General features: G+C 48.5%; 23 protein-coding genes, 1 other RNA gene and 1 pseudogene. 6 read left to right on the top strand and 19 right to left on the bottom strand.

Annotation, left to right across the window (positions count from 1 at the left end; translation table 11 throughout):
* Positions 1-15 precede the first annotated feature (15 nt).
* Together recA and B5D35_RS02100 are read right to left on the bottom strand one after the other, a co-directional pair.
* Positions 16-1,059, bottom strand: a complete 1,044-nt coding sequence (gene recA, locus B5D35_RS02105) for a recombinase RecA (RefSeq protein ID WP_078750968.1) — start codon at positions 1,057-1,059, stop codon at positions 16-18.
* A gap of 124 nt (positions 1,060-1,183) precedes the next feature.
* Positions 1,184-1,672 carry a CinA family protein gene (locus B5D35_RS02100; protein ID WP_078750967.1) on the bottom strand — a complete coding sequence of 163 codons (489 nt, stop codon included), beginning with the start codon at positions 1,670-1,672 and terminating at the stop codon, positions 1,184-1,186.
* A 149-nt stretch (positions 1,673-1,821) separates the two neighbouring features.
* Here B5D35_RS02100 and mutS point away from each other — a divergent pair, with 149 nt between their 5' ends.
* On the top strand, positions 1,822-4,356 hold the full coding sequence (gene mutS / locus B5D35_RS02095) for a DNA mismatch repair protein MutS (RefSeq protein WP_425291156.1): 2,535 nt from the start codon (positions 1,822-1,824) through the stop codon (positions 4,354-4,356).
* A gap of 91 nt (positions 4,357-4,447) precedes the next feature.
* Here the strand turns inward: mutS and rpoS are convergent, their stop codons facing one another.
* The 10 genes from rpoS to B5D35_RS02045 all read right to left on the bottom strand — a co-directional run bounded on the left by rpoS (position 4,448) and on the right by B5D35_RS02045 (position 11,719).
* Positions 4,448-5,422: an RNA polymerase sigma factor RpoS gene (gene rpoS / locus B5D35_RS02090; protein WP_078750965.1), complete on the bottom strand. Its 975-nt coding sequence runs from the start codon at positions 5,420-5,422 to the stop codon at positions 4,448-4,450.
* Positions 5,423-5,476: 54 nt separating this feature from the next.
* Positions 5,477-6,415 carry a peptidoglycan DD-metalloendopeptidase family protein gene (locus tag B5D35_RS02085; protein WP_078751006.1) on the bottom strand — a complete coding sequence of 313 codons (939 nt, stop codon included), beginning with the start codon at positions 6,413-6,415 and terminating at the stop codon, positions 5,477-5,479.
* A 31-nt stretch (positions 6,416-6,446) separates the two neighbouring features.
* A complete protein-coding gene (locus tag B5D35_RS02080) occupies positions 6,447-7,067 on the bottom strand; it encodes a protein-L-isoaspartate(D-aspartate) O-methyltransferase (RefSeq protein WP_078750964.1) in 621 nt (206 codons plus the stop codon).
* Positions 7,068-7,079: 12 nt separating this feature from the next.
* Positions 7,080-7,829, bottom strand: coding sequence for a 5'/3'-nucleotidase SurE (surE, locus tag B5D35_RS02075; RefSeq protein ID WP_078750963.1), 750 nt, complete (start codon positions 7,827-7,829; stop codon positions 7,080-7,082).
* The gene (truD, locus tag B5D35_RS02070; protein ID WP_078750962.1) at positions 7,810-8,868 is read right to left on the bottom strand and encodes a tRNA pseudouridine(13) synthase TruD; all 1,059 of its coding nucleotides are present in this window, start codon (positions 8,866-8,868) and stop codon (positions 7,810-7,812) included. The genes surE and truD overlap by 20 nt, the downstream gene beginning before the upstream one ends.
* The gene (gene ispF, locus B5D35_RS02065; RefSeq protein ID WP_170915112.1) at positions 8,861-9,343 is read right to left on the bottom strand and encodes a 2-C-methyl-D-erythritol 2,4-cyclodiphosphate synthase; all 483 of its coding nucleotides are present in this window, start codon (positions 9,341-9,343) and stop codon (positions 8,861-8,863) included. Before ispF ends, truD begins: the two co-directional genes overlap by 8 nt.
* A gap of 20 nt (positions 9,344-9,363) precedes the next feature.
* Positions 9,364-10,098 carry a 2-C-methyl-D-erythritol 4-phosphate cytidylyltransferase gene (ispD, locus tag B5D35_RS02060; RefSeq protein WP_078750960.1) on the bottom strand — a complete coding sequence of 245 codons (735 nt, stop codon included), beginning with the start codon at positions 10,096-10,098 and terminating at the stop codon, positions 9,364-9,366.
* A 32-nt stretch (positions 10,099-10,130) separates the two neighbouring features.
* Positions 10,131-10,403: a cell division protein FtsB gene (ftsB, locus tag B5D35_RS02055; protein ID WP_078750959.1), complete on the bottom strand. Its 273-nt coding sequence runs from the start codon at positions 10,401-10,403 to the stop codon at positions 10,131-10,133.
* A 177-nt stretch (positions 10,404-10,580) separates the two neighbouring features.
* Positions 10,581-11,075, bottom strand: coding sequence for a YbaK/EbsC family protein (locus B5D35_RS02050; protein WP_078750958.1), 495 nt, complete (start codon positions 11,073-11,075; stop codon positions 10,581-10,583).
* Between the two features lie 14 nt (positions 11,076-11,089).
* Positions 11,090-11,719 (bottom strand): LysE/ArgO family amino acid transporter, encoded by a 630-nt coding sequence (locus B5D35_RS02045; RefSeq protein ID WP_078750957.1) that lies wholly within the window; start codon positions 11,717-11,719, stop codon positions 11,090-11,092.
* 106 nt (positions 11,720-11,825) lie between these two features.
* Here B5D35_RS02045 and B5D35_RS02040 point away from each other — a divergent pair.
* Together B5D35_RS02040 and B5D35_RS02035 are read left to right on the top strand one after the other, a co-directional pair.
* Positions 11,826-12,718 (top strand): annotated as a pseudogene (locus tag B5D35_RS02040) (LysR family transcriptional regulator ArgP).
* Positions 12,719-12,794: 76 nt separating this feature from the next.
* Positions 12,795-13,493: an oxidative stress defense protein gene (locus B5D35_RS02035; protein ID WP_078750956.1), complete on the top strand. Its 699-nt coding sequence runs from the start codon at positions 12,795-12,797 to the stop codon at positions 13,491-13,493.
* A 113-nt stretch (positions 13,494-13,606) separates the two neighbouring features.
* On the opposite strand, the gene serA is transcribed toward B5D35_RS02035, so the two are convergent.
* The 5 genes from serA to zapA all read right to left on the bottom strand — a co-directional run bounded on the left by serA (position 13,607) and on the right by zapA (position 16,994).
* Positions 13,607-14,836 (bottom strand): phosphoglycerate dehydrogenase, encoded by a 1,230-nt coding sequence (gene serA / locus B5D35_RS02030; protein WP_078750955.1) that lies wholly within the window; start codon positions 14,834-14,836, stop codon positions 13,607-13,609.
* A 241-nt stretch (positions 14,837-15,077) separates the two neighbouring features.
* Positions 15,078-15,731, bottom strand: coding sequence for a ribose-5-phosphate isomerase RpiA (gene rpiA / locus B5D35_RS02025; protein WP_078750954.1), 654 nt, complete (start codon positions 15,729-15,731; stop codon positions 15,078-15,080).
* Between the two features lie 111 nt (positions 15,732-15,842).
* Entirely contained in the window at positions 15,843-16,448 is a 606-nt protein-coding gene (locus B5D35_RS02020) for a 5-formyltetrahydrofolate cyclo-ligase (RefSeq protein WP_078750953.1), read from the bottom strand.
* Between the two features lie 37 nt (positions 16,449-16,485).
* Positions 16,486-16,668: non-coding RNA, 6S RNA (gene ssrS, locus B5D35_RS02015), on the bottom strand.
* Positions 16,669-16,682: 14 nt separating this feature from the next.
* The gene (zapA, locus tag B5D35_RS02010) at positions 16,683-16,994 is read right to left on the bottom strand and encodes a cell division protein ZapA (protein WP_078750952.1); all 312 of its coding nucleotides are present in this window, start codon (positions 16,992-16,994) and stop codon (positions 16,683-16,685) included.
* 281 nt (positions 16,995-17,275) lie between these two features.
* Between zapA and B5D35_RS02005 the strand changes: the two genes are divergently transcribed.
* The 3 genes from B5D35_RS02005 to B5D35_RS01995 are packed head-to-tail and all read left to right on the top strand — an operon-like array spanning position 17,276 to position 20,297.
* The gene (locus B5D35_RS02005) at positions 17,276-17,848 is read left to right on the top strand and encodes a YecA/YgfB family protein (RefSeq protein WP_078750951.1); all 573 of its coding nucleotides are present in this window, start codon (positions 17,276-17,278) and stop codon (positions 17,846-17,848) included.
* Positions 17,849-17,880: 32 nt separating this feature from the next.
* Entirely contained in the window at positions 17,881-19,086 is a 1,206-nt protein-coding gene (gene ubiH / locus B5D35_RS02000) for a 2-octaprenyl-6-methoxyphenyl hydroxylase (protein WP_078750950.1), read from the top strand.
* Positions 19,086-20,297 (top strand): FAD-dependent 2-octaprenylphenol hydroxylase, encoded by a 1,212-nt coding sequence (locus B5D35_RS01995; RefSeq protein ID WP_078750949.1) that lies wholly within the window; start codon positions 19,086-19,088, stop codon positions 20,295-20,297. Before ubiH ends, B5D35_RS01995 begins: the two co-directional genes overlap by 1 nt.
* A gap of 141 nt (positions 20,298-20,438) precedes the next feature.
* On the opposite strand, the gene eno is transcribed toward B5D35_RS01995, so the two are convergent.
* Together eno and B5D35_RS01985 are read right to left on the bottom strand one after the other, a co-directional pair.
* Positions 20,439-21,740, bottom strand: coding sequence for a phosphopyruvate hydratase (gene eno, locus B5D35_RS01990; RefSeq protein ID WP_078750948.1), 1,302 nt, complete (start codon positions 21,738-21,740; stop codon positions 20,439-20,441).
* An 80-nt stretch (positions 21,741-21,820) separates the two neighbouring features.
* Positions 21,821-23,455 carry a CTP synthase gene (locus B5D35_RS01985; protein ID WP_078750947.1) on the bottom strand — a complete coding sequence of 545 codons (1,635 nt, stop codon included), beginning with the start codon at positions 23,453-23,455 and terminating at the stop codon, positions 21,821-21,823.
* Positions 23,456-23,504: the final 49 nt, after the last annotated feature.

The raw sequence follows: 23,504 nt of genomic DNA, 5'->3' as shown, positions 1-23,504 counted from the left end.
CTCGTGCAGTTAAACTCAGAACGCTTCCTCTTCCGACTGCTCTGCATCATTGCTATCAACTTTTGTATCGTTGTTTTGCAGCAGCATGTCACGTAGCGTCTTATCCAATTCTTTCGCAAGCTCTGGGTGTTCTTTCAGGAATTTACATGCATTTGCTTTACCCTGACCGATCTTATCACCGTTGTAGCTATACCAAGCACCCGCTTTCTCAACCAGTTTATGTTTCACACCTAGGTCAACAAGCTCACCGTAAAGGTTGATACCTTCACCGTACATAATTTGGAATTCAGCTTGTTTAAACGGTGCTGCAATCTTGTTCTTCACGACTTTAACACGGGTATCGTTACCCACCACCTCGTCGCCTTCTTTGATAGAACCGATACGACGGATATCCAAACGAACAGACGCGTAGAACTTCAGTGCGTTACCACCCGTTGTGGTTTCAGGGTTACCAAACATCACACCAATCTTCATGCGAATTTGGTTGATGAAAATCATCAGGGTGTTGCTGTTTTTGATGTTCGCAGTCAGCTTACGCATTGCTTGAGAAAGCATACGTGCTTGGAGACCCATGTGAGAGTCACCCATTTCACCTTCGATTTCCGCTTTCGGCGTCAATGCTGCCACGGAGTCGATAACGATAACGTCAACGGCACTTGAACGCGTCAGTGCATCTGCGATTTCCAGTGCTTGCTCGCCCGTATCGGGTTGCGACACCAACAAATTGTCGATATCTACACCAAGTTTGCGTGCGTAAACAGGGTCCAGCGCATGCTCAGCATCGATAAACGCACAGGTTTTACCGACTTTTTGAGCTTCCGCTACTACTTGCAACGTTAATGTGGTTTTACCTGAAGATTCAGGGCCATAGATTTCAACAATACGACCGAATGGTAGACCACCGGCACCCAGTGCGATATCTAGAGACAGAGAACCTGTTGATACGGTTTCAATGTCCATCGTGCGATCATCACCAAGGCGCATGATCGAACCTTTACCAAACTGCTTCTCGATCTGACCAAGGGCTGCGGCTAACGCCTTCTGTTTGTTGTCGTCCATTTGAATCTCCAAAGGATGCAATAATCGTTCAGATAACTAATCGTTAATTGATGCTAAGTATACTGTCCATTTATACAGTGTCTAGCCCTGCGTAACAATTTTCTTTCCAATCGTGTCACGCCTCTTACTTTTTACCTTCTAGATAGGACAACAGACGACAAAGACTATGGGCAATAGTATTGCGACGAATCGTATGGCGGTCGCCATCGAACAAGCATGTCTCTGTTACCACCCCTGCTTTGGTTGCCCACCCAAAGCACACCATGCCAACAGGCTTGTCATCAGAACCACCCGTCGGGCCAGCAATGCCACTCACTGCCAGCCCAAAATCTGCGTTGGCCGCATCACGAGCGCCAGTGGCCATTTCAGCCACAACGTCCTCACTAACCGCGCCGTATGTTAATAACGTCTGGTTATTCACACCCACCAGCTCTTGCTTGGCATCATTGCTATAGGTTACAAAGGCGCGTTCAAACCACGCTGAGCTCCCTGCCACTTCGGTCAGCACATAAGAAATACCGCCGCCCGTGCAAGACTCTGCCGTCGTAACCGTCTGGCCATTCGCAACCAGAAGCTCACCGATCCGCGTCGCTGTTTTTACAAGTTGTTCCATCTTCGTCCTCTTTCGGCTTCATTTTTCCGTCATCGCGATATCGACACTTTACCCGTTTGCTGCGATTCACGTATCCTGTTGCCTTTACTTCCCATTGTAATTTTGCAGGCCAGATCGTGACAGCACAAGCAATAGCAAATCACACCCCGATGATGCAGCAATTCCTAAGAATAAAGTCGCAGCATCCCGAACAACTCCTTTTCTACCGAATGGGTGATTTCTATGAGCTTTTCTATGATGACGCGAAGCGAGCCTCTCAATTGCTCGATATTTCATTGACCAAACGCGGTTCATCAAACGGTGAGCCGATTCCAATGGCGGGAGTTCCTTATCATTCTGTCGAAGGTTATCTGGCACGTCTGGTTCAACTGGGAGAATCCGTCGCGATTTGTGAACAAATTGGCGATCCAGCGACCAGCAAAGGACCCGTTGAACGTCAGGTTGTGCGTATCGTCACACCGGGTACCGTGTCTGATGAAGCCTTAATGAATGAGCGTGTAGACAACTTAATTGCTGCCATTTTTTCACACAAAGAGCAGTTTGGTTACGCAACATTAGATATCACCTCGGGTCGCTTCCTTATAAGCGAACCTGCGACCGAGGAAGAAATGCAAGCGGAGCTTCAACGTACTCGCCCTGCCGAGCTCCTCTATCCGGAAGACTTCAGTTACTCCGCACTGACTGACATGTGCAAAGGCAGCCGTCGTCGCCCTATCTGGGAATTTGATCTGGAAACTGCGAAACAGCAACTGAATCAACAATTCGGTACCCGCGATTTGGTGGGCTTTGGCGTCGAGAACTGTGTATTAGGTCTCGCTGCAGCAGGCTGTCTGATGCAATACGTCAAAGACACTCAACGAACCGCATTGCCTCACATTCGTGCGCTGGTGAAAGAGAACAAAGATCAATCAGTGATTTTAGATGCTGCAACGCGTCGCAACTTGGAGCTGACACAAAATCTTGCTGGTGGCTTCGAAAATACCGTTGCATCTGTATTGGATAACACGACCACCCCGATGGGAAGCCGTCTTCTTAAGCGTTGGCTACACCAACCAATGCGTGACTTTTCTGTTGTTAACCGCCGCTTAGATGCGATCACCGCATTGAAAGATACTGGCCTTTATGCAGACCTTTCTGCTGGCCTTAGACCGATCGGTGATATGGAACGTATTGTGGCACGACTTGCACTGCGATCTGCTCGCCCTCGCGATTTAGCAAGGCTGCGCGGTGCGCTGCAACAGCTTCCTGAAATCGAAAGCTTGCTGGAAGAAATACAGGACGAAGCTATCGCGCCTTTGAAACACGCTTGTGCTCCAATGCCCGAATTGGCTCAGTTGCTTGAAGAAGCCGTGGTTGAAGCGCCTCCCGTCGTCATTCGAGATGGCGGTGTAATTGCCCCAGGTTACAATACGGAGTTGGACGAATGGCGTGACTTGGCTGACGGTGCGACACGTTATCTAAAAGAACTGGAAGAGCGAGAGCGAGAGCGCCATGACATCGACACATTAAAAGTGGGGTTCAATCAGGTACACGGTTTTTATATTCAAGTTAGCCGCGGTCAAAGCCATTTGGTACCCCCGTATTATGTGAGGCGCCAAACCCTAAAAAATGCCGAGCGTTATATCATCCCAGAGCTCAAAGAACATGAAGACAAGGTTTTGAACTCAAAATCCAAGGCATTGGCGCTTGAGAAAAAGCTGTGGGAAGAGCTATTCGACAAATTACTGCCTCACCTTGAGCAACTGCAAGGCGCCGCGGACTCACTTTCTACTTTGGATGTATTGGCAAATCTCTCAGAGCGTGCGGAAACATTAAATTACTGCCGTCCTGTATTAACCGACAAACGTGGAATAGAGATTACTGCAGGTCGCCATCCTGTGGTTGAGCAAGTGTTGGATGCGCCGTTTATAGCCAACCCAACACTGCTGAGCCCTGAGCGTCGAATGCAAATTATTACTGGCCCGAACATGGGCGGTAAATCGACCTATATGCGTCAAACCGCGTTGATAACGCTGCTCGCTCACGTTGGCTCCTATGTACCTGCGGAATCGGTAACGCTGGGAGCCGTAGATCGCATCTTTACCCGTATTGGTGCCTCGGACGATTTGGCATCTGGCCGCTCTACCTTCATGGTTGAGATGACAGAAACAGCGAACATTCTCCACAACGCAACAGAAAACAGTTTGGTATTGATGGATGAGATTGGTCGCGGCACAAGCACCTATGACGGCCTGTCGCTGGCTTGGGCTAGCGCAGAATGGCTCGCTGAGAAGCTCAAGTCCATGACACTGTTCGCTACTCACTATTTCGAACTGACTGAATTAGCTGGGCAAGTTGGCGGGCTGGTTAACGTTCACTTGGATGCCGTTGAGCACGGTGATGAAATTGCGTTTATGCACGCCGTACAAGAAGGCGCAGCGAGCAAATCTTACGGCCTTGCTGTAGCAGGGCTTGCTGGCGTACCGAAAACCGTTATTCAACGTGCGAAAACCAAACTTCGCCAACTGGAAGCCAGCGGCCATGAGGTGGTCACGGGTGAGCAAGCACCGCAGGCTCCTGCCGCGCAATTGTCACTGTTGCCAGAGTTGAGTGAAGTAGAAAAAGTCCTCGCAGAGATAGAGCCCGACAACCTGACACCTCGTCAGGCATTGGAAGCACTGTATCGATTAAAAACCTTGCTCTAATTTCTAGGATTAGATTCCAAACGACGAAAACTAAAAAAGCCCCACGCGGGGCTTTTTTCTTGAGCACAATAAACGGTACTAAAAACGGTGATTAGTGCTCGGTATTAAACAGTGACTCAATGTTCAAACCTTGGTGCGTTAGCATGTCACGAAGACGTCGCAGGCCTTCAACTTGGATCTGGCGAACACGCTCTCGGGTTAACCCAATCTCGCGACCAACATCTTCCAACGTTGAAGCTTCATGACCCAACAAGCCAAAACGTCGCGCTAACACCTCTCGCTGTTTTGGGTTTAATTCTTGGAGCCAATGAACGATAGATTTTTTCATATCATCGTCTTGGGTTGTGCTCTCAGGGCCACCTTCTTTCTCATCAGGGATGATATCCAAGAGGGCTTTTTCAGAGTCACCGCCGATTGGATTGTCGACCGAACTGATACGTTCGTTCAAGCGCAGCATACGGTTGACGTCTTCAACGGGCTTGTCCAATTGAAACGCAATATCTTCCGCTGTTGGCTCATGATCCAGCTTTTGTGCTAATTCACGTGCTGTACGGAGGTAGACATTAAGCTCTTTGACGACATGAATTGGCAGACGGATGGTACGTGTCTGGTTCATGATCGCACGCTCAATCGTTTGACGAATCCACCACGTCGCATAGGTTGAGAAGCGGAAACCTCTTTCTGGGTCGAATTTCTCAACGGCGCGGATAAGACCGAGGTTACCTTCTTCAACCAGATCCAGCAAAGCCAGACCACGATTGGAGTAACGGCGAGAGATCTTAACAACCAAGCGAAGGTTACTTTCGATCATCCGTTTACGTGCAGCTTCATCACCACGCAATGCACGGCGAGCATAAAGTACTTCTTCTTCTGCCGTCAGCAAAGGTGAATAACCGATTTCACTGAGGTAGAGTTGCGTCGCGTCCAATGCTTTTGATGAAGCAGCAAATGACACTGACTCTTCAACTTCTTCTACTGATTCCGTTTCTTGTTCGAGCTCAAGTTGCTCCATTTCAACATCATCAGCAACCAGTTCTTCTTTCTTTGCAGTATTATTCTGACTCATAGCGCCTCCCAATTTGGCGTAGCAGCTAGACAGTACAGCACTCTCTGTCCCGGTTTATCGTTTAGGTAAATACCTAAGCGGGTTCACCGATTTTCCTTTGTAGCGAATCTCAAAATGTAGCCGAACAGTGTTTGTACCAGAGCTGCCCATAGACGCTATTTTCTGCCCCTTCTTGACGCTCTGTCTTTCCGAAACAAAAATACGATCGTTATGCGCATAAGCACTTAGGTAATCATCATTGTGTTTAATAATGATTAAATTACCGTAACCTCTGAGTGCGTTACCCGCGTAAACCACTTTCCCATCCGCAGATGCAGTAATAGATTGACCACGCTTACCTGCAATATCGACGCCTTTGTTTCCCATCTCCGAACTGGAGAAACCGGAAACCACCCTACCGCTGGAAGGCCATTGCCAAGTTATTGCTTTGTTTGACGCTGCCGCTTTATTTACAGATTTGTCAGCAGATGGTTTACTTTTTGTTACAGCCTGACTGTACTCTTTCGATTTCTTCGGTTCAACTTTTTTCTCAGTTTGAGAAGATGATCCCGACTTATTTTGCGAAGCGTATTTTTGATTATCTTTGACTGATTTAGCAGATGATCCTGTAGATACGGCTGGCGGCTTAGCAACCGCCACAGGAACCGCAGCGACAGCCACTGGTGCGGTTGCAACAACCACTGCTGGTGTCTTTCCCTTTTTCCCGTAGGTCGGTGGGACGTACTTTTCTTTCCAAAGATTGAGTTTTTGCCCAGGAAATATTGTATAGGGTTTGGTGAGTCGATTTGCCCCAATGATCTCTTTCACATCGCGGTCTGTGATGTAGGCAATATAGTAGAGCGTGTCGCCTTTCTGGACTTCATAGTAGCTTCCTCGGTAGCTACCACGCTCTACTTGCGTGTAGTCAGGGCTGACACTCGACACAGGAGCGGGACTTGACACTGAGCAGGCAGCAAGAAGAACCAACACAGGGAGAAAAAGCAAAATTTTCAACTGAATTGAATCCCTTACCACTAGACGTTACCTATGCCAAATCACCAGCAACCAGCGGAACAAATCTTACCGCTTCGATTGCCGTTGTCTCAAAATGCTCGCCATTACGCGTCACTTTATACAAAACCTGATCTGTCTCACCGACAGGAATAATAAGGCTTCCGCCCTCTGAGAGTTGCTCACACAGCACGTGTGGCATCGTTGCCGCAGCAGCCGTAACAATGATCGCATCAAAGGGACCTTTGCTTGCCCAACCTTTCCATCCATCACCATGTTTTGTCGAAATATTATAGAGCTCAAGCAGCTTAAAACGGCGTTTTGCCGTCATTTGCAATTGCTTAATTCGCTCCACGGAATAAACATGGCCAACAAGTTGCGCAAGAACACAAGTCTGGAAACCTGAACCTGTACCAATTTCCAACACTTTGCTGTCATGTTGAAGGTTCAAAAGCTCCGTCATTTTAGCGACGATATAAGGCTGGGAGATGGTTTGCCCAAATCCAATCGGTAACGCATTGTTATCGTAGGCTTGATGAGCCATCGCTTCTGAAACAAACAGATGCCGAGGAAGCCGCCCGATAGCATCGAGTACGCGCTGATCCGATATCCCTTGCAATGTAAGTTGTTGAATAAGTGAATGCGAATAATTCACCAATATCACCTTTTATTTTTTTGTTTCAGTAATAACCCATTGCGTTAAAGCAGCTAGAGTATCGTGCGCCGTCAAATCAACCTGCAAAGGTGTCAATGAGACACATTGCGTTTCAATGGCATAAAAATCCGTACCCGGACCTGCATCCTGTTTAGCCCCCGGAGGACCAATCCAGTAGATGTTTTGACCTCTTGGGTCAACATCGTGAATCATGTCTTCAGCGCGATGCCTCGCGCCCAAGCGGGTAACTTGCCAACCCTTAAGATCGGCGAATGCACAATCCGGCACATTGATATTAATAATACGATCAGCCGGTAACGGACGCGCTTTCGCACTTAGCACCACGCTTTTTACCACTTGTGCAGCAGTATGAAAATGCGAGGAGCCACAAAGGGAGACGGCTATCGCAGGGACGCCCATAAAGAACCCTTCTGTCGCCGCGGCGACGGTACCCGAATAAAGTACGTCGTCACCGAGGTTCGCACCGTGATTAATACCTGTAATCACATAATCGACCGGTTCTTTAACCAATGCATTGAGTGCCATGTGCACGCTATCTGTTGGCGTACCTTGCACCGCATATTTTCGCTCGCCGACTTCCCGCACTCTTAGTGGGTTTTCCAGTGTTAGCGAGTTAGAAGCACCAGATCGGTTTCGATCCGGTGCAACAACCGTAATGGTTGCAATTTCCGACAGCACGTCTGCCAGTACATTGATGCCTTCCGCGAATACGCCGTCATCATTACTGATCAAAATGTGCATCAATCTCTCCATCGTTGGTTTCTTCAATGATTTCTCTCATTACTGCAGTTGCAAAGCACCCTGCTGGCAGTGAGAAATCAATGGTCAGCATGTCTTCATCACGTTCCCACACCATATTTTCTGGGAACAGAAGAAGCGGACGGCGCTCGTGACGCATACGATTACTGCGAATGATTGCCAACAAATCTGGTTCGTTATCAACAATGGCCTGTTCAAACGATTGTGCGTCTTGCTGTGTTGGCAATGCATTGTCACCCGTCATCGGGCCTGTGATCTGCCAACCACCTGAGAGCAGTTTTTCTGTTGCCTCATCAATGTTGTCAACCAATGCCGTTTCTTCTTTGGCATTGATAAGTAAATCCCCCAACATGACTGAATGGCAAAGATCTTTCTCTATACGTTCAGACAACACCTGATTGAACAAGAACGAGCGTGCTGCTGACAGATAGAAGCTGCGCTTACTTTTATCACGAACTCGGAACTTGTCTTGTCCCCAGTCACGCGCTGACGTTACATTGTTACCATTGCGACCAAAACGCTGACTTCCGAAATAGTTTGGTACACCTTTTTCACGAATGTCAGCCAGACGTGCGTCAATGGCATCGTCACCATCAAAATCTGTGATAACGAGTTTGAAGTGGTTACCGATGAGATCGCCGGGGCGCATTTTTTTGTCGTGACGCGCAGTCTCCAGAATGGCGTCCACGCCTTCGTGGGTCGCAACGAAATCGGACAGGTCAGGATCAGGTTGTCCTGGCAGATGCACACTGAACCATTGCTCAGTGACAGCATGGCGGTCTTTCAGACCCGCCCAACTCACATCACGAGATTTCACGCCGCAGGCTTTTGCCAGTTCATTGGCAACATACTTGGTGTTTTCACCGATTTTACGAATGCGCACAAGAAAGTGCTCACCGTGTCCGGCCGGAGTGAAATCCAATGTTTCGCTTACAAAGAAATGCTCTGGCTTTACTTTTAGCTTACCGGTCGCCGTTGGCTTACCATGCAGGTAGGCCAAAGAATTCATTACATCAGTCATGGGAGTCCTTACGGATGATCACCACAGCTTCACAGGCGATGCCTTCTTTACGGCCCGTAAAACCGAGTCGCTCTGTGGTTGTGGCTTTAACGTTAATGTTGTTGATATCCGTTTCAAGATCTTCGGCAATCGCAGCACACATTGCTTCGATGTGTGGGGCCATTTTGGGTGCCTGTGCCAAGATGGTGACATCCAAATTACCAATCACATAGCCTTTTGCTTTTACTTTTTCGTACACATCACGCAGTAGAAAACGGCTGTCAGCCCCTTTCCACTCTGCATCGGTATCTGGAAAGTGTCGGCCTATATCGCCTGCTGCAATCGCACCAAGCAGCGCATCACAAACGGCGTGTAAAGCTACATCGCCATCAGAATGTGCAATCAAGCCTTGCTCGTAAGGCACACTGACACCGCCGATAATGACGGGGCCTTCACCACCAAATTTGTGTACATCAAAACCGTGTCCAATACGAATCATAGCCTGTCCTCTTTCCGTCACTCGTTTTCTGCGCGTTGCGACAGAAAAAACGTAGCCAGCGCCAAATCTTCTGGCTGCGTTACTTTAATGTTGTCTGCATGACCCACAACCAATGCTGGAGAGCCCCCAGCCAATTCAATCGCAGAGGCTTCATCCGTTACTGCTAGTGATTTTTCTAATGCTGCAGTAAGAGAGTCGAGAAGTTGCTCACGCTTAAACATTTGTGGTGTCAGCGCATGCCATAATGCCTCACGACATACAGTGTGATCGATATTGTCATCGGGGGAAGCTCGTTTCATGGTATCGCGCACGGGTGCAGCAAGAATGGCACCGTGAACATGTGACGTCGCGGTTTCAATCAGTGCATCAATATCATCATGCCGAACACAAGGTCTTGCTGCATCATGCACCATGACCCACTCAGCATCGGTCGCATGGAGTCCCGCCAACACGGAATCGGCACGCTCTGCTCCGCCCATTGCCACAATCACGCGATTGTCAGAGGCCAAAGACGTTGTCTTAAAATAAACATCGTCAGCGCCAATCACGATCACCACTTTACTAATCTTGCCGTGCGCCAGCAGGTAGTGAACCGTGTGTTCCAAAATGGTTTTGGTGCCAATGGTGAGGTATTGCTTAGGACACTCCGCCTGCATCCGCTTGCCAACACCTGCTGCTGGAACAATCGCGACAACGTCGGACACAACGATACGTGGCGAGCAGCCCTTTTCATCACTTGCCGGGGTCTTCATGATTCTCTTCGTATAATGTCTGGCGAGAGGGCTTATTCAGTGACAATGCGGAAGAATGTCTCTCCCGGCTTTATCATGCCCAGTTCATTACGAGCACGCTCTTCAATGGCTTCTTGCCCGCGCTTTAGGTCTGCAATCTCTGCAAACATCTGCTGATTACGTTGGTGGAGTTTTTCGTTCGCCAAGGCAGCTGTTTCAGCGACGGCGTTCACTTCGAGGTAGTCAGTGACCCCGTTTTTCCCCCACCAAAGGTGGCATTGGAGCCAGCCGAACAATACGAACAGCAACACTGTCAGCATTCGCATCGTTATATGCCTCCACGCTTCAATTCAGAGTTTATCGGCACAGAAGCCGAGTACAATTATTCTGTTAAGGATAGCAATAATCCCACATTCACCTCTGCCACACCAGCAGTGACAGAAGCAAACGCGCGAATATCAACAAATTGGCGGAGAAAGGGAAGAAATACGCATGCTGGTATGTTAAGACATACCCAGTTGAAGGACGGGATTTGGCAGCGCAGCTAACAAACGTGACAAACAGTTCGCATCAAAAGCAAAGGTATATTCCGGCGGGCCGGGCGTGTACATCAATGCGTCAAACGAAAACAGCACGTCATCAACAATCAAGGTGATCGACTCTGGGATCCCAAATGGACACACCGCCCCTGGCACACAGCCTAATTGGGCGATCATTTCATCATCAGACGCAATAGAAGGCCTTTTCCCGATCAAAGCTTTGACTTTTTTACTGTCCAATCGCGCATCTCTGTGTGTCAGCAACAAGGCATATTCGCCATTTTTAAACGACAGAAAAAGGCTCTTTGTCGGTGTTGCCGTCCAACCAAGTTGATGACCCACACGCTCGTCGGTCTCAAAATCTAAAATAAGCTCATGCTGCCATGACTGATATGCCACACCACAGCGCACCATCAGCGCAATATTGCTTTCCAACATCCTTTCCAAGGTTTGCATCATTCCGTCCACTATCCTTAAATGAACATTGTCCATTTCTGCATCAATAAGAATGCCACGTAAATCATCATCCCTGCCACCAATACATCAATGACCTGTCGAACACGACGCCGAGACAAAATCGGTGACATTTTTGCCGCGCCCAAAGCAATCCCATAGAACCAGACAAATGACGCCAACACGGTACCAATTGCAAAAGCTATACGTTCCGCAGACTGAAACTGCCCACCTATGGAGCCCAATACCACCACGGTATCCAAATAAACATGGGGGTTTAATACGGTCACGGCTAATGCCCCCAACACGACCGCGAGCAAGCCTTTTTGCGCAAGGGCTTTTTCCACATCAAATTCTTCGTTTTCGCGTTTGAACACGCGACGTATCGACTGGAAGGCAAAGGTTAGCAAAAAGGCCACCCCACCTAGGGTAACCACACTTAATAACGTTTTATTGCTCGCCAACATTGCACCACCGCCAAACACGCCCAGAAGTATCAACGCAACGTCGCAAAAGAAACATATTGTTGCCGTCGCAACATGGTGATGACGTCGTATTCCTTGGTTGAGTACGAAAGCGTTCTGCGCACCAATGGGGATGATCATACTCAGTCCCAGTCCAAATCCCTGTAATAATATTGTGCTGCTCACGGTGGTTCCTCTACACCTCAAAATCTCACTCTCAAAGTAATAAGGTGACAAAAACAAGTAAAACTAATAATTTTAATCCTACATCAGTCAAGCTAATGAGGCGGTAATGAAGGGATTGGACTATCGGTGGTTAGAAGCTTTAGACGCCGTCATTGCAAATGGCGGATTCGAGCGAGCAGCCGATGCGCTTTTTATTACGCAATCTGCGGTATCTCAACGCGTTAAGCAATTGGAGAAGTTGGTAGCGCAACCCGTTCTGATTCGCGAGTTACCGCCGCAACCGACGCCGATAGGAAAAAATTACTGGGGTTGTATCGTCGCGTTCAATTACTAGAGAAAGAACTGATCCCCGAGCTGACGCCTGATGGTCTATCCCGCGCTGTGACAGTTCCTATCGCGACAAATGCCGACAGCCTAGCGACTTGGTTACTTCCCGCATTGTCACCGCTGATGCACTCTCACGCTCTCGAAATCAACCTGATTGTTGACGACGAAACCCGAACCTTAAACCGTCTCCGCTCGGGCGAAGCCGTTGTCGCAATTAGTACAGAAGCGACGCCCTTACACGGCTGCACCGCATCACCGTTAGGGACAATGAACTATTTGTGTGTCTGCACTCCTGAATTTAAGCAGCGATACTTCCCCAATGGCCTCAACAGCGAAACAGTAAGCCGTGCCCCTGCAGTTGTTTTTGACCGCTTCGATGATATGCACACCCAGTTTGTGTCTGAGCGATTTAACCTGCCTACGGTAGGATGGCGAAGTCACATGGTGAGATCCTCGGAGGCTTTCGTCAAAATGGCAAAACTCGGTGTGGCGTATTGCCTCATTCCTAAATTGCAGATCGAAGAGGAGTTAGCAGAAGGCACCCTCATTGACTTGTGCCCGGGGGACGGGGTTTATCGTCATCTGTTCCTACATCATTTTTCCAACCAAAGTGGTGTGCTTGCCAACATGACTGAAGCTTGCCGACACTATGCTGGCGAAGCACTGACGTAATTTCTTTACTCTGCAGGGATAAACTGCCGATATTTGTGGTCAAACAGCGCAGACACAACAACATGGACAATTCACCATGAAAAAACACCTTATTGCTACGCTATTTAGCGCAACGCTAGCCTTGTCGCCTTTGGCTTCTGCAGCAACACCCGACTTCCCTCATCTGGAAACGGTTGGGGTCGGCGAAGTTGTAGCAACACCTGACACAGCAACCATCAATATTGCAGTTAGCCTGAAAAGAACCTCTTCAAAAGCCGCTAAACAAGCTTCTGATGATGCTATAGTAGCCCTCCTTACTCGTCTGGAACATATGGGGCTAAGTAAAAAAGATGTCGAAAGCGCAAATCTGTCGCTTCAGCCCCAATATAGTTATCCGAAAAATGGCGAGCCAAAACTAACGGGCTACCAAGCTAACCGCAATGTCAGTGTCACTGTTCGCGATTTAACGCACTTGAATACCATCTTAGATGGGGCTCTGTCAGACGGTATTAATCGCGTAAATAACATCAGCTTTTCATCCAGCAAAGAAAAAGCATTGAAAGAGCAAGCGCGCATGGCTGCGATTGCTGATGCAAAAGAAAAAGCCAGTTCTCTCGCGAAAGGGTTTGGTGAAGAGTTAGCTGGGGTTTGGGAAATTCGCTATATGGCAGATACCCCATCTCGCCCTGTGATGTTGCGTATGGCAGCTGAAGCAAGAAACGTGGACGCCAGCTATATGGACGCGGAAATTACCATTCGCGATCGCGTCGAAGTGGTTTTTGAGTTAAGCGAATAACACCTGCGACCCACTTTATATACAGTAAAAAAAGAGGCTACCATGGGTAGCCTCTTTGTATTACGTCGACAGACATTTGCGGGGGAACAAAGTATCTATCCAGTCTTGTTTAATCAGTGAAGGATACGAGCACGCAAGGTGCCATCAATCGCCTTCAATTTTATCAGTGCTTTCTCAGAGTGTTCTGTCTCAACATCGATAACCACATAGCCATATTCGGCATTGGTTTGCAGATACTGACCGGCAATATTGATGCCTTCCTCAGCAAAAATGGTGTTGATCTTAGTCAGGATACCCGGTTTGTTTTGGTGAATATGCAACAAACGAGATGTACCAAAATGTTCAGGCAAAGACACTTCCGGGAAGTTGACTGAAGACAAGGTTGAACCATTGTCTGAATACTTCACCATTTTGCCTGCAACTTCGATACCGATGTTTTCCTGCGCTTCATGGGTAGAGCCCCCAATGTGCGGCGTCAGGATCACGTTGTCGAACGCTTGAAGTGGAGAGGTGAATGGTTCGCTGTTGGTCTTAGGTTCTGTTGGGAATACGTCAACTGCCGCACCACCAATATGGCCACTTTCTAACGCACCACACAATGCGTCGATATCCACCACGGTCCCACGAGCAGCATTAATGAATACCGCACCTGGTTTCATGCGTGCAAACTCTTCACTGCCCATCATATTCTGGGTAGAGTCAGTTTCGGGCACATGCAGAGAAATCACATCGCTTTTATTCAGCAGTTCTGACAAAGACGCCACTTGCGTTGCGTTACCCAAAGACAGCTTGTTTTCAATGTCATAGTAGAAAACACGCATACCCAGGTTTTCTGCGAGAATACCCAATTGCGTACCAATGTGACCATAACCAATGATCCCTAGGTTTTTACCGCGCGCTTCAAAAGACTGATCCGCAGACTTCATCCACTCACCGCGGTGCGCCATCGCATTTTTCGCAGGAATACCGCGAAGCAACAACAGGATTTCGCCCAACACCAGCTCTGCAACACTGCGAGTGTTTGAAAACGGCGCATTAAATACTGGGATACCACGCGTCGCAGCAGCGTTCAGATCCACTTGGTTTGTTCCGATACAAAAACACCCTACGGCCACCAGCTTCTGTGCTTTGGCAAACACGTCTTCTGTTAGCTGAGTACGGGAACGGATACCCACGAAGTGCGCATCAGAAATCGCTTTTTCAAGCTCTTCACCAGCGAGCGACCCTTTGTGATATTCAATGTTGCTATAGCCTGCGCTTTGCAGCACTTCTAACGTTGAGGGATGAAGACCTTCTAAAAGAAGGATCTTGATCTTGTCTTTTTCTAGAGACACTTTAGCCATGCGGTTCTCATCCTTAAAAACAAACCTAAAAATCAAAAATTCGGTTTTCGCCATCCAGACGGCAATAATTAGTGATTAAGGTAACAAAAAATTGTATGAAAAGGGAACAATATTACGAGAATAAGACGAAAAAAAACGGCGCCCATAGGACACCGCTAACTTATTGAGTTAATTCAACGCAAACGATTGGCTTTTCTTTCTAAAAAAGTAGAAATCTAACGATTTGTCTGCAAAGGGTTAATTAACTTTTCACTACACCATTAGGTGTACCTTCAAGAACCACGTCAGCACCACGGTTCGCAAACAAACCTACCGTCACAACGCCGGCAATACCGTTGATGGTATCTTCCAGCTCTTTCGCATTGGTGATTTGCATGTTGTGTACATCTAAGATGATGTTACCGTTGTCTGTGATGCAACCTTCACGGTAACAAGGATCGCCGCCCAATTTGACGAGTTGACGCGCAACATATGAGCGTGCCATCGGGATCACTTCTACTGGCAGAGGGAATTGACCCAACACGTCTACTTTTTTGCTGTCATCAATGATGCAGATAAACTGTTCCGCTATCGCCGCCACGATTTTTTCACGCGTCAGTGCTGCACCACCGCCTTTGATCATGTTGTTGCCTGGGTTAATTTCGTCAGCACCATCAACATATATGTCCAAGCTTGCCACTTCGTTAGCATCGAAAACGGGAATGCCGATCTTTTCAAGACGCTCAGTCGACGCTACAGAGCTCGACACTGCACCTTTGATTTGATCTTTCATGGTTTCAAGCGCATCGATGAAGTGATTAACGGTCGAGCCAGTACCAACACCAACAATGGCACCCTTGGTGACGTATTCCAACGCAGCCCAGCCAGCCGCTTTTTTCATTTCATCCTGAGTCATGATGATCTCCTGCAATTTGGGGGGTAATTCGCGAGGCCGATTATACAGATCTGAAATAGGTGCGCGCAGATTTTTGACAACGCAGATCCCGTTCTGGTCGATCAACTGCGATCAGACGATCGCCCATGACCAGTGTCGACTGGGGGTTAGAATCTCAGGCAAAGGTATGTCCCATACTTCCACGGGCAAGCTATCCACTTGCTGGCAATCGTGCGCTAAGCCAATCGGTCTTGCTCCTTCGCCGGTTTTATACCAAGGGACCAATGTTCGATCGTAATATCCTCCCCCCATACCAAGGCGCTGACCAGCATCATCGAATGCCACCAATGGAGTACATATCACGTCAATCTTTGAAGCGGGTAACACATCTCGCACATCCAGCTTAGGCTCTGGAATACCGTATTGATTCAGAACCAGCTTGGTATCAGGGTGATAATGAAGAAACAGTAAATGTCCCTTGCTAAAAGGATGTATTACAGGGAGGTAAACGGATTGCCCCAATTGCCAGCAGTGCTCGATAAGAAGGTGTGTATCCAACTCGCCATCCACCGACAGGTACAACGCAATATTAGACGCTTGTTTTATCGAGTCAGCAGCTTTAAAGCGTTGAAGCAAATGTTCGGACGCTAATTGCTGTTGGTCTGTAGAGAGGGCTCGACGGCGTTGACGAATCTGATGTCGCAGCAAAGCACGCTGCTCAGAGGTATTCACTTGCATCGGCGGTCCTTGCCGTGTCGCATGGAGAATGTATAAGGAAGGCCCCGGAGTGCCGTTGGGATCTTTTGCCCTTGAACCCTGCGGTTCAAGGCGGATGGGCAGAATAGACCGTAGGCTTCTCGGTACGAGCCGAGCTTGCTCAATAGCCTAAAACAACTCACCCTTAGATGTGCTTATCGGCTCAGGGACGCGGATCCGCTGACGCACACTCCAGGGTCAAACTGGTTTGGAAACTTACGCTTCCTTCGACGCGCTGTGTTTTAACAACGCCTCTTCAATCGATTCCTGCAACAGCGAAATGCGCTGTTGCATTTCATTTCTATCGTCAGCAATTTTTTGCTTTTCGGTCTGTAGTTCATAACAGACATTCAGCGCCGCGATAGTGAGCAATTGCTCTGTATTCGTTACTTTAGTGCGAGCAGACAATTCATGCAACCGCTTATCGAAGTCGTCCGCTGCTTCTTGCAAAGACAATTCCTGCCCCGCTGGACAGTTAACGCGCATGGTCTTCCCAAGAATTCGAATTTCAACAGCTTGCGTAGTCATAATTGTTTCGGAGCTCCCTTCAAAGCGCGCTGTCGCACCCTGACGTAACGGGCACAAATATAAAAAATGGCAGATGAAACTGCAAGTCTATCCTAAAGCAGATGTGCTCTCGACGAGCTAACCAGACGAAAAGTCATCAATGTGATGAAAATCAGAGCAATTTTTCAGGGTCACTGAGAAGTTCAACTTTCAAAAAGCGACTTTTTATCAAGAGCTGTTCAGTGGGTTGCAGCTAAGTGATAGCATAGTCTTTGAATTAATTGGTACTCAAGGTGGCCCCAGTGACCCAAGTAACTTTACCTGAATACAGCAACATCGCTACCACACTAAAATCCGATAGCCTCACCGTCACACCCGCAGAAATGCACGCTTTGTTAGCCGGAATGCTTTGTGGTGGTTCGGACCCTGAGTCGGGCAACTGGATGCCAATGCTTTATGATTACACTAACGACGGTCAAGGTTGGCCACATCAATCCTTAGCGCTGGCAGCAAGCTCCCTCGCTCAGTCCTCCAGCGAGCTGATTGGCGGGCAAATGGACTTCGAACTGTTGTTGCCAGATGAAAGTGTCTCTTTGCTGGATAGAGGTGATGCTCTCTCGGATTGGGTCAGCGCGTTCATCGCGGGTATTGGTCTTGTCGGCGTAACCACAGGCAAACTGTCTGAGGATGCAAATGAAGTACTGGCGGATCTGGCTGAAATAGCCCAACTCGGTATTGACGAAGACGATGATATGGAAGAGCAAGCACTGCTGCTAGAACAAGTGATAGAGCACGTTCGCGTTTGTGCAATGACGTTGCATGCTGAACTCGGTACCAAGCCAGTAACAGAAGAAACCAAGCCAACACTTCACTGATCGTAGAATTGACTGCCCGGAGAGAACGAAGAATGGACGCAAACGCGCCTTCAATGCAGGAATTTGATGTGGTTATTGCAGGCGGCGCAATGGCGGGAGCCACGTTGGCTCTTGCTATCGAAACGCTGACACAGGGCGGGCTTTCTATTGCCGTCGTTGAAGCAGCCATTCCCGACCACTCACACCCTGGCTATGACGCCAGAAGCATTGCACTGTCTTACGGCAGTTGCCAATTGTTGGCATCGTTGGGACTATGGAAAAAACTCTCACCGCTGGCAACCACCATTGATCATATCCATGTTTCAGACCGGGGACACTTTGGCCTGACCGAAATGCATGCCAAAGAGGAAGGCGTTGAGTCGTTAGGCAGCGTAATCGAGTTAGCAGATGCTGGTCGAGTTTTTCACTCCGCTTTGACGGAATCGCAAGCCATTACAATGTTCTGTCCGGCTTTCGTCACTGACATTCATCGCCAACGAGATGATGTGACGCTCACTCTTAACGACAACACGAAGATCAAAACCAAATTAGTCGTCGCAGCAGATGGTGCTACCTCGTCCTGTTGCCAAATGATCGGCATCGAACGCCATGAGCATGATTTCAGACAAGCCGCTCTTATTGCCAATGTCACGCCGTCAATTCCGCATCAAGGAAAAGCCTTTGAACGCTTTACGGAGACGGGCCCAATTGCACTGCTCCCCATGTCAGAAGGGAGATGCTCTTTGGTATGGTGCGTAAAACCAGACGATGCCGCAGCCTTATTAGCACTTTCAGACTCGGCGTTTATTGATGCGTTGCAACGCGCTTTTGGATGGCGACTTGGAAAACTGCTTCATGCTGGCGAGCGCAGTAGCTATCCATTGATCCTTCGTCAAGCAACCCAGTTAATTTCGCACCGCTTTGCCGTCGTTGGCAACGCCGCTCAAACGCTTCATCCGATCGCTGGTCAAGGATTTAACCTTGGACTTCGCGATGTGGCGACGTTGGCCGAAGAAATTGCCATTGCCCATCAATCAGGAATTGATATAGGTGGCATGCCATTGCTACAACAATACCTTGAACGCAGAGAACCCGATCGTGATGCCACAGTTGCGATGACGTCCGGCTTAGTTCATGGTTTTTCAAACACCTCTGCTCCGCTCATTTTAGGCAGAAATTTAGGCTTGGCTGCGATGTCAGTCTGCCGCGAACTGAAAGCACCTTTGCTACAACGTGCAATGGGCTTGGTAGAACGATAATGAAAATGACAAATGTAGACATCGCTATTGTTGGCGGTGGCATGGTAGGACTTACCTTGGCTGCCGCCTTGGCAGATTCCGAACTTCGTATCGCGGTCATTGAAGGCAAGGAGCCTGACAGCACGTTCAATACCTTACCTGATGTGCGTGTCTCTGCATTAAGCCGCGCCAGTGAGCGCATTCTCAAAAATGTCGGTGCGTGGGACGGCATTGTTTCCCGTCGCGCGAGTCCGTATCAGAAAATGGCGGTATGGGAACAAGATAGCTTCGCGTCCATTGAGTTTGATGCAATGGACATGGGTCAGCCAGATCTTGGCTACATTGTCGAAAACCGCGTGATCCAACTGTCGCTGCTAGAACGCATCAAACAGCAACACAATGTCGCACTATTCTGCCCAGATCGCATCGCCTCAATGATGTTTGGCGAATCGGAAGCTTGGCTGACATTAGACTCTGGTAATGCCATCACTGCCAAGCTGGTTGTTGGTGCTGACGGCGCGAATTCTTGGGTGCGTAATCAGCTTTCTATTCCCCTGACGCATTGGGATTACGGACACAGCGCGCTGGTCGCAAACGTTCGTACCGATGAACTACACGACAGTATTGCACGCCAAATTTTCACCCCAGAAGGTCCGTTGGCATTCCTACCGCTCTCCGATCCTCATTTGTGTTCTATCGTTTGGTCTCAGCCTCCTGAACAAGCAGATGCGCGTTGCACTATGTCTGATGTTGAGTTCAACAAAGCCCTGACGGGTGCGTTTGATGTACGCTTGGGACTTTGCCATGTTGAAGGTGAACGTGCTGCATTCCCGCTGAGAATGCGCTATGCGAGAGACTTTGTAGTGGATCGCGTAGCTTTAATTGGCGATGCTGCCCACACCATTCACCCACTGGCTGGCCAAGGTGTCAACCTTGGGCTTTTGGATGCTGTGACTCTCGCTCAAGAGGTCGTTCGCTTACACGATGAAGGAAAGGATATTGGCGAAAAAGCCAATCTTCGCGCGTTTGAGCGTTGGCGTAAGGCAGAAGCCGCACAAATGATTGCCGTCATGCAAGGTTTCCGCGATTTGTTTGCGGGAGAAAAACCAGCCAAGAAACTCATTCGAGGCATTGGCCTACTAGCAGCTGCAACACTACCGGGCATCAAAAACCAATTTATCAAGCGAGCGTTGGGGCTATCGGGTGACTTGCCAGAACTCGCGAAAAAATAATGATGCGATGAGCATTTAAAACACGAAGGCCAGCTAAATGCTGGCTTTTTTGTGCATGAAACAAGTTAGCTTATTCGACAGGCGAAAAAAACGGCTCCCAAGGGAGCCGTTTTTCAATCTAAAGCAGTTTAAGGTAAGCGATTACGCTTGGCCTTTAACTTCTTTCAGACCGTTGAAAGGTGCTTTTTCGCCCAAAGCTTCTTCGATACGGATCAGCTGGTTGTACTTAGCAACACGGTCAGAACGGCTCATAGAACCAGTCTTGATTTGGCCTGCCGCAGTACCTACCGCTAGGTCAGCGATAGTTGCGTCTTCAGTTTCACCTGAACGGTGAGAGATAACTGCAGTGTAGCCTGCATCTTTAGCCATCTTGATAGCAGCCAGAGTTTCGGTCAGAGAACCGATCTGGTTGAATTTGATCAGGATAGAGTTAGTGATGCCTTTCTCGATACCTTCAGCAAGGATCTTAGTGTTAGTAACGAACAGATCGTCACCAACCAGCTGGATTTTGTCGCCCAGCAGTTCAGTTTGGTGCTTGAAGCCAGTCCAATCAGACTCGTCCAGACCGTCTTCGATAGAAACGATTGGGAATTGCTCAACCAGACCTGCTAGGTAGTGGTTGAACTCTTCTGAAGTGAAGGTTTTACCTTCGCCTTTCAGGTTGTAAATACCAGTTTCTTTGTCGAAGAACTCAGAAGCAGCACAGTCCATCGCCAGAGTAACGTCTTTACCCAGCTCGTAACCCGCAGCAGCAACTGCTTCTGCGATTACTTCCAATGCTTCAGCGTTAGATTTCAGGTTAGGAGCGAAACCGCCTTCATCACCAACTGCAGTGTTGTAGCCTTTAGACTTCAGTACTTTAGCTAGGTTGTGGAATACTTCCGCACCCATGCGTACTGCTTCTTTCAGAGTTGCAGCGCCAACTGGCTGAATCATGAACTCTTGGATATCAACGTTGTTGTCAGCGTGCTCGCCACCGTTGATGATGTTCATCATTGGTAGAGGCATAGAGAATACGCCTGCAGTGCCATTCAGCTCAGCAATGTGCTCGTACAGAGGCATGCCTTTCGCAGCTGCAGCTGCTTTTGCGTTTGCCAGAGAAACAGCCAGAATTGCGTTTGCACCGAACTTAGATTTGTTCTCAGTACCGTCCAAGTCAATCATGATTTGGTCGATTTCTGCTTGGTTTTTCGCGTCTTTGCCTTCCAGAGCGTTAGCGATGTCGCCATTTACAGCTTCGATCGCTTTCAGTACGCCTTTACCTAGGAAACGAGCTTTGTCGCCGTCACGCAGTTCAAGAGCTTCGCGAGAACCGGTAGATGCGCCTGATGGTGCAGCTGCCATACCTACGAAACCACCTTCTAGGTGAACTTCTGCTTCTACAGTTGGGTTACCGCGTGAATCGATAATTTCACGACCTAGAACTTTAACGATCTTAGACATTGTGTTTCCTCTCGTATGTCATATAGCTTAAAAATGCGAAAAGCGGCTGCACTACCTTCGCAACCGCTCTTTGTTCTCAGTTACAACTCACCACGCTGATTTTTACCTGCTGCCGCAACGAAGCCCGCAAATAGCGGATGGCCGTCACGAGGTGTAGAGGTAAACTCAGGGTGGAACTGGCACGCCACGAACCATGGGTGCTCAGGGTTTTCAATAATTTCAACCAGCTTCTTGTCTGCAGACAGGCCAGACACGACAAGGCCCGCTTTTTCTAACTGCGGACGCAGCACGTTGTTCACTTCATAGCGGTGACGGTGACGCTCATGGATAGTAGCGTTACCATATAGGTCACGAGCTTTGGTGCCGTCTGCTAGGTGACACAGTTGTGCGCCAAGACGCATTGTGCCGCCTAGATCTGATTTTTCAGTACGCGCTTCAACTTTACCTTCGCCATCAACCCACTCAGTGATCAGGCCAACAACTGGGAATTTGCTACTCTTGTCAAACTCGGTAGAGTTTGCACCTTCCATGCCTACAACGTTACGCGCGTATTCGATTAGCGCCACTTGCATGCCAAGGCAGATACCCAAGTAAGGTACTTTGTTTTCACGTGCGTATTTCGCTGCCAGGATCTTACCTTCAACGCCGCGATCACCAAATCCACCAGGAACAAGGATTGCATCCAGACCTTGCAGCACTTCGTTGCCTTTGGTTTCAACGTCTTGAGAATCAATATATTTGATTTTCACGGTCAGGCGGTTTTTCAGGCCAGCGTGTTTTAGCGCTTCGTTGACAGACTTATACGCGTCTGGCAATTCAATGTATTTGCCAACCATACCGATAGTCACTTCACCGGTAGGGTTCGCTTCTTCAAAAATAACCTGTTCCCACTCAGTCAAATCCGCTTCTGGCGCTTCGATACCAAAACGTTTACAAACAAGATCATCCAAGCCTTGTGAGCGGATCAATGAAGGAATTTTGTAGATGGAATCTACGTCCTTCATGGAGATAACTGCTTTCTCTTGTACGTTACAGAAAAGAGCAATTTTGGCACGTTCGTTTGCAGGAATTGCGCGATCGCTACGGCAAACCAGAATATCTGGCTGAATACCGATAGACAGCAGTTCTTTAACAGAGTGTTGGGTAGGTTTGGTTTTCACTTCACCCGCCGCAGCCAGGTAAGGAACCAAAGTCAGGTGCATGAACATCGCACGCTCACGACCTAGTTCAACCGCCATCTGACGGATTGCTTCAAGGAATGGCAATGACTCGATGTCACCAACAGTGCCGCCAATCTCAACGATAACAACGTCGTGACCTTCGCCGCCAGCAAGCACACGCTCTTTAATAGAGTTGGTGATATGTGGAATAACCTGAATCGTTGCACCCAAATAGTCACCGCGACGCTCTTTACGCAACACATCGGCGTATACACGGCCAGATGTAAAGTTATTGCGCTTAGTCATCTTGGTGCGGATGAAACGCTCGTAGTGACCCAAATCTAGGTCGGTTTCTGCACCGTCTTCCGTAACGAATACTTCACCATGTTGGGTTGGGCTCATTGTGCCCGGATCCACGTTGATGTAAGGGTCAAGCTTCATCATGGTTACTTTAAGACCACGTGCTTCTAGAATTGCCGCCAGTGACGCTGCAGCAATACCCTTACCTAGGGAGGAAACAACCCCGCCCGTAACAAAAATGTAATTCGTTGTCATGCTAAACCTGAGAGTTGGATTTAGGGGAAATTATTGGAGATCTGGACGG

The organism is Enterovibrio nigricans DSM 22720, from assembly GCF_900167155.1.
Taxonomy (GTDB): domain Bacteria; phylum Pseudomonadota; class Gammaproteobacteria; order Enterobacterales; family Vibrionaceae; genus Enterovibrio; species Enterovibrio nigricans.
The sequence above is the reverse complement of the archived record's forward strand: the minus strand, read 5'-3'. Positions and strand labels throughout refer to the sequence as shown.

Bases quoted from the DNA above. Each gene is read 5' to 3' on its own strand.
- recA (WP_078750968.1), bottom strand. From the start codon at position 1,059: ATGGACGACAACAAACAGAAGGCGTTAGCCGCAGCCCTTGGTCAGATC.
- B5D35_RS02100 (WP_078750967.1), bottom strand. From the start codon at position 1,672: ATGGAACAACTTGTAAAAACAGCGACGCGGATCGGTGAGCTTCTGGTT.
- mutS (WP_425291156.1), top strand. From the start codon at position 1,822: ATGATGCAGCAATTCCTAAGAATAAAGTCGCAGCATCCCGAACAACTC.
- rpoS (WP_078750965.1), bottom strand. From the start codon at position 5,422: ATGAGTCAGAATAATACTGCAAAGAAAGAAGAACTGGTTGCTGATGAT.
- surE (WP_078750963.1), bottom strand. From the start codon at position 7,829: ATGCACATTTTGATCAGTAATGATGACGGCGTATTCGCGGAAGGCATC.
- truD (WP_078750962.1), bottom strand. From the start codon at position 8,868: ATGACTGATGTAATGAATTCTTTGGCCTACCTGCATGGTAAGCCAACG.
- ispD (WP_078750960.1), bottom strand. From the start codon at position 10,098: ATGAAGACCCCGGCAAGTGATGAAAAGGGCTGCTCGCCACGTATCGTT.
- ftsB (WP_078750959.1), bottom strand. From the start codon at position 10,403: ATGCGAATGCTGACAGTGTTGCTGTTCGTATTGTTCGGCTGGCTCCAA.
- B5D35_RS02050 (WP_078750958.1), bottom strand. From the start codon at position 11,075: ATGATGCAAACCTTGGAAAGGATGTTGGAAAGCAATATTGCGCTGATG.
- B5D35_RS02035 (WP_078750956.1), top strand. From the start codon at position 12,795: ATGAAAAAACACCTTATTGCTACGCTATTTAGCGCAACGCTAGCCTTG.
- serA (WP_078750955.1), bottom strand. From the start codon at position 14,836: ATGGCTAAAGTGTCTCTAGAAAAAGACAAGATCAAGATCCTTCTTTTA.
- rpiA (WP_078750954.1), bottom strand. From the start codon at position 15,731: ATGACTCAGGATGAAATGAAAAAAGCGGCTGGCTGGGCTGCGTTGGAA.
- B5D35_RS02020 (WP_078750953.1), bottom strand. From the start codon at position 16,448: ATGCAAGTGAATACCTCTGAGCAGCGTGCTTTGCTGCGACATCAGATT.
- zapA (WP_078750952.1), bottom strand. From the start codon at position 16,994: ATGACTACGCAAGCTGTTGAAATTCGAATTCTTGGGAAGACCATGCGC.
- ubiH (WP_078750950.1), top strand. From the start codon at position 17,881: ATGGACGCAAACGCGCCTTCAATGCAGGAATTTGATGTGGTTATTGCA.
- B5D35_RS01995 (WP_078750949.1), top strand. From the start codon at position 19,086: ATGAAAATGACAAATGTAGACATCGCTATTGTTGGCGGTGGCATGGTA.
- eno (WP_078750948.1), bottom strand. From the start codon at position 21,740: ATGTCTAAGATCGTTAAAGTTCTAGGTCGTGAAATTATCGATTCACGC.
- B5D35_RS01985 (WP_078750947.1), bottom strand. From the start codon at position 23,455: ATGACAACGAATTACATTTTTGTTACGGGCGGGGTTGTTTCCTCCCTA.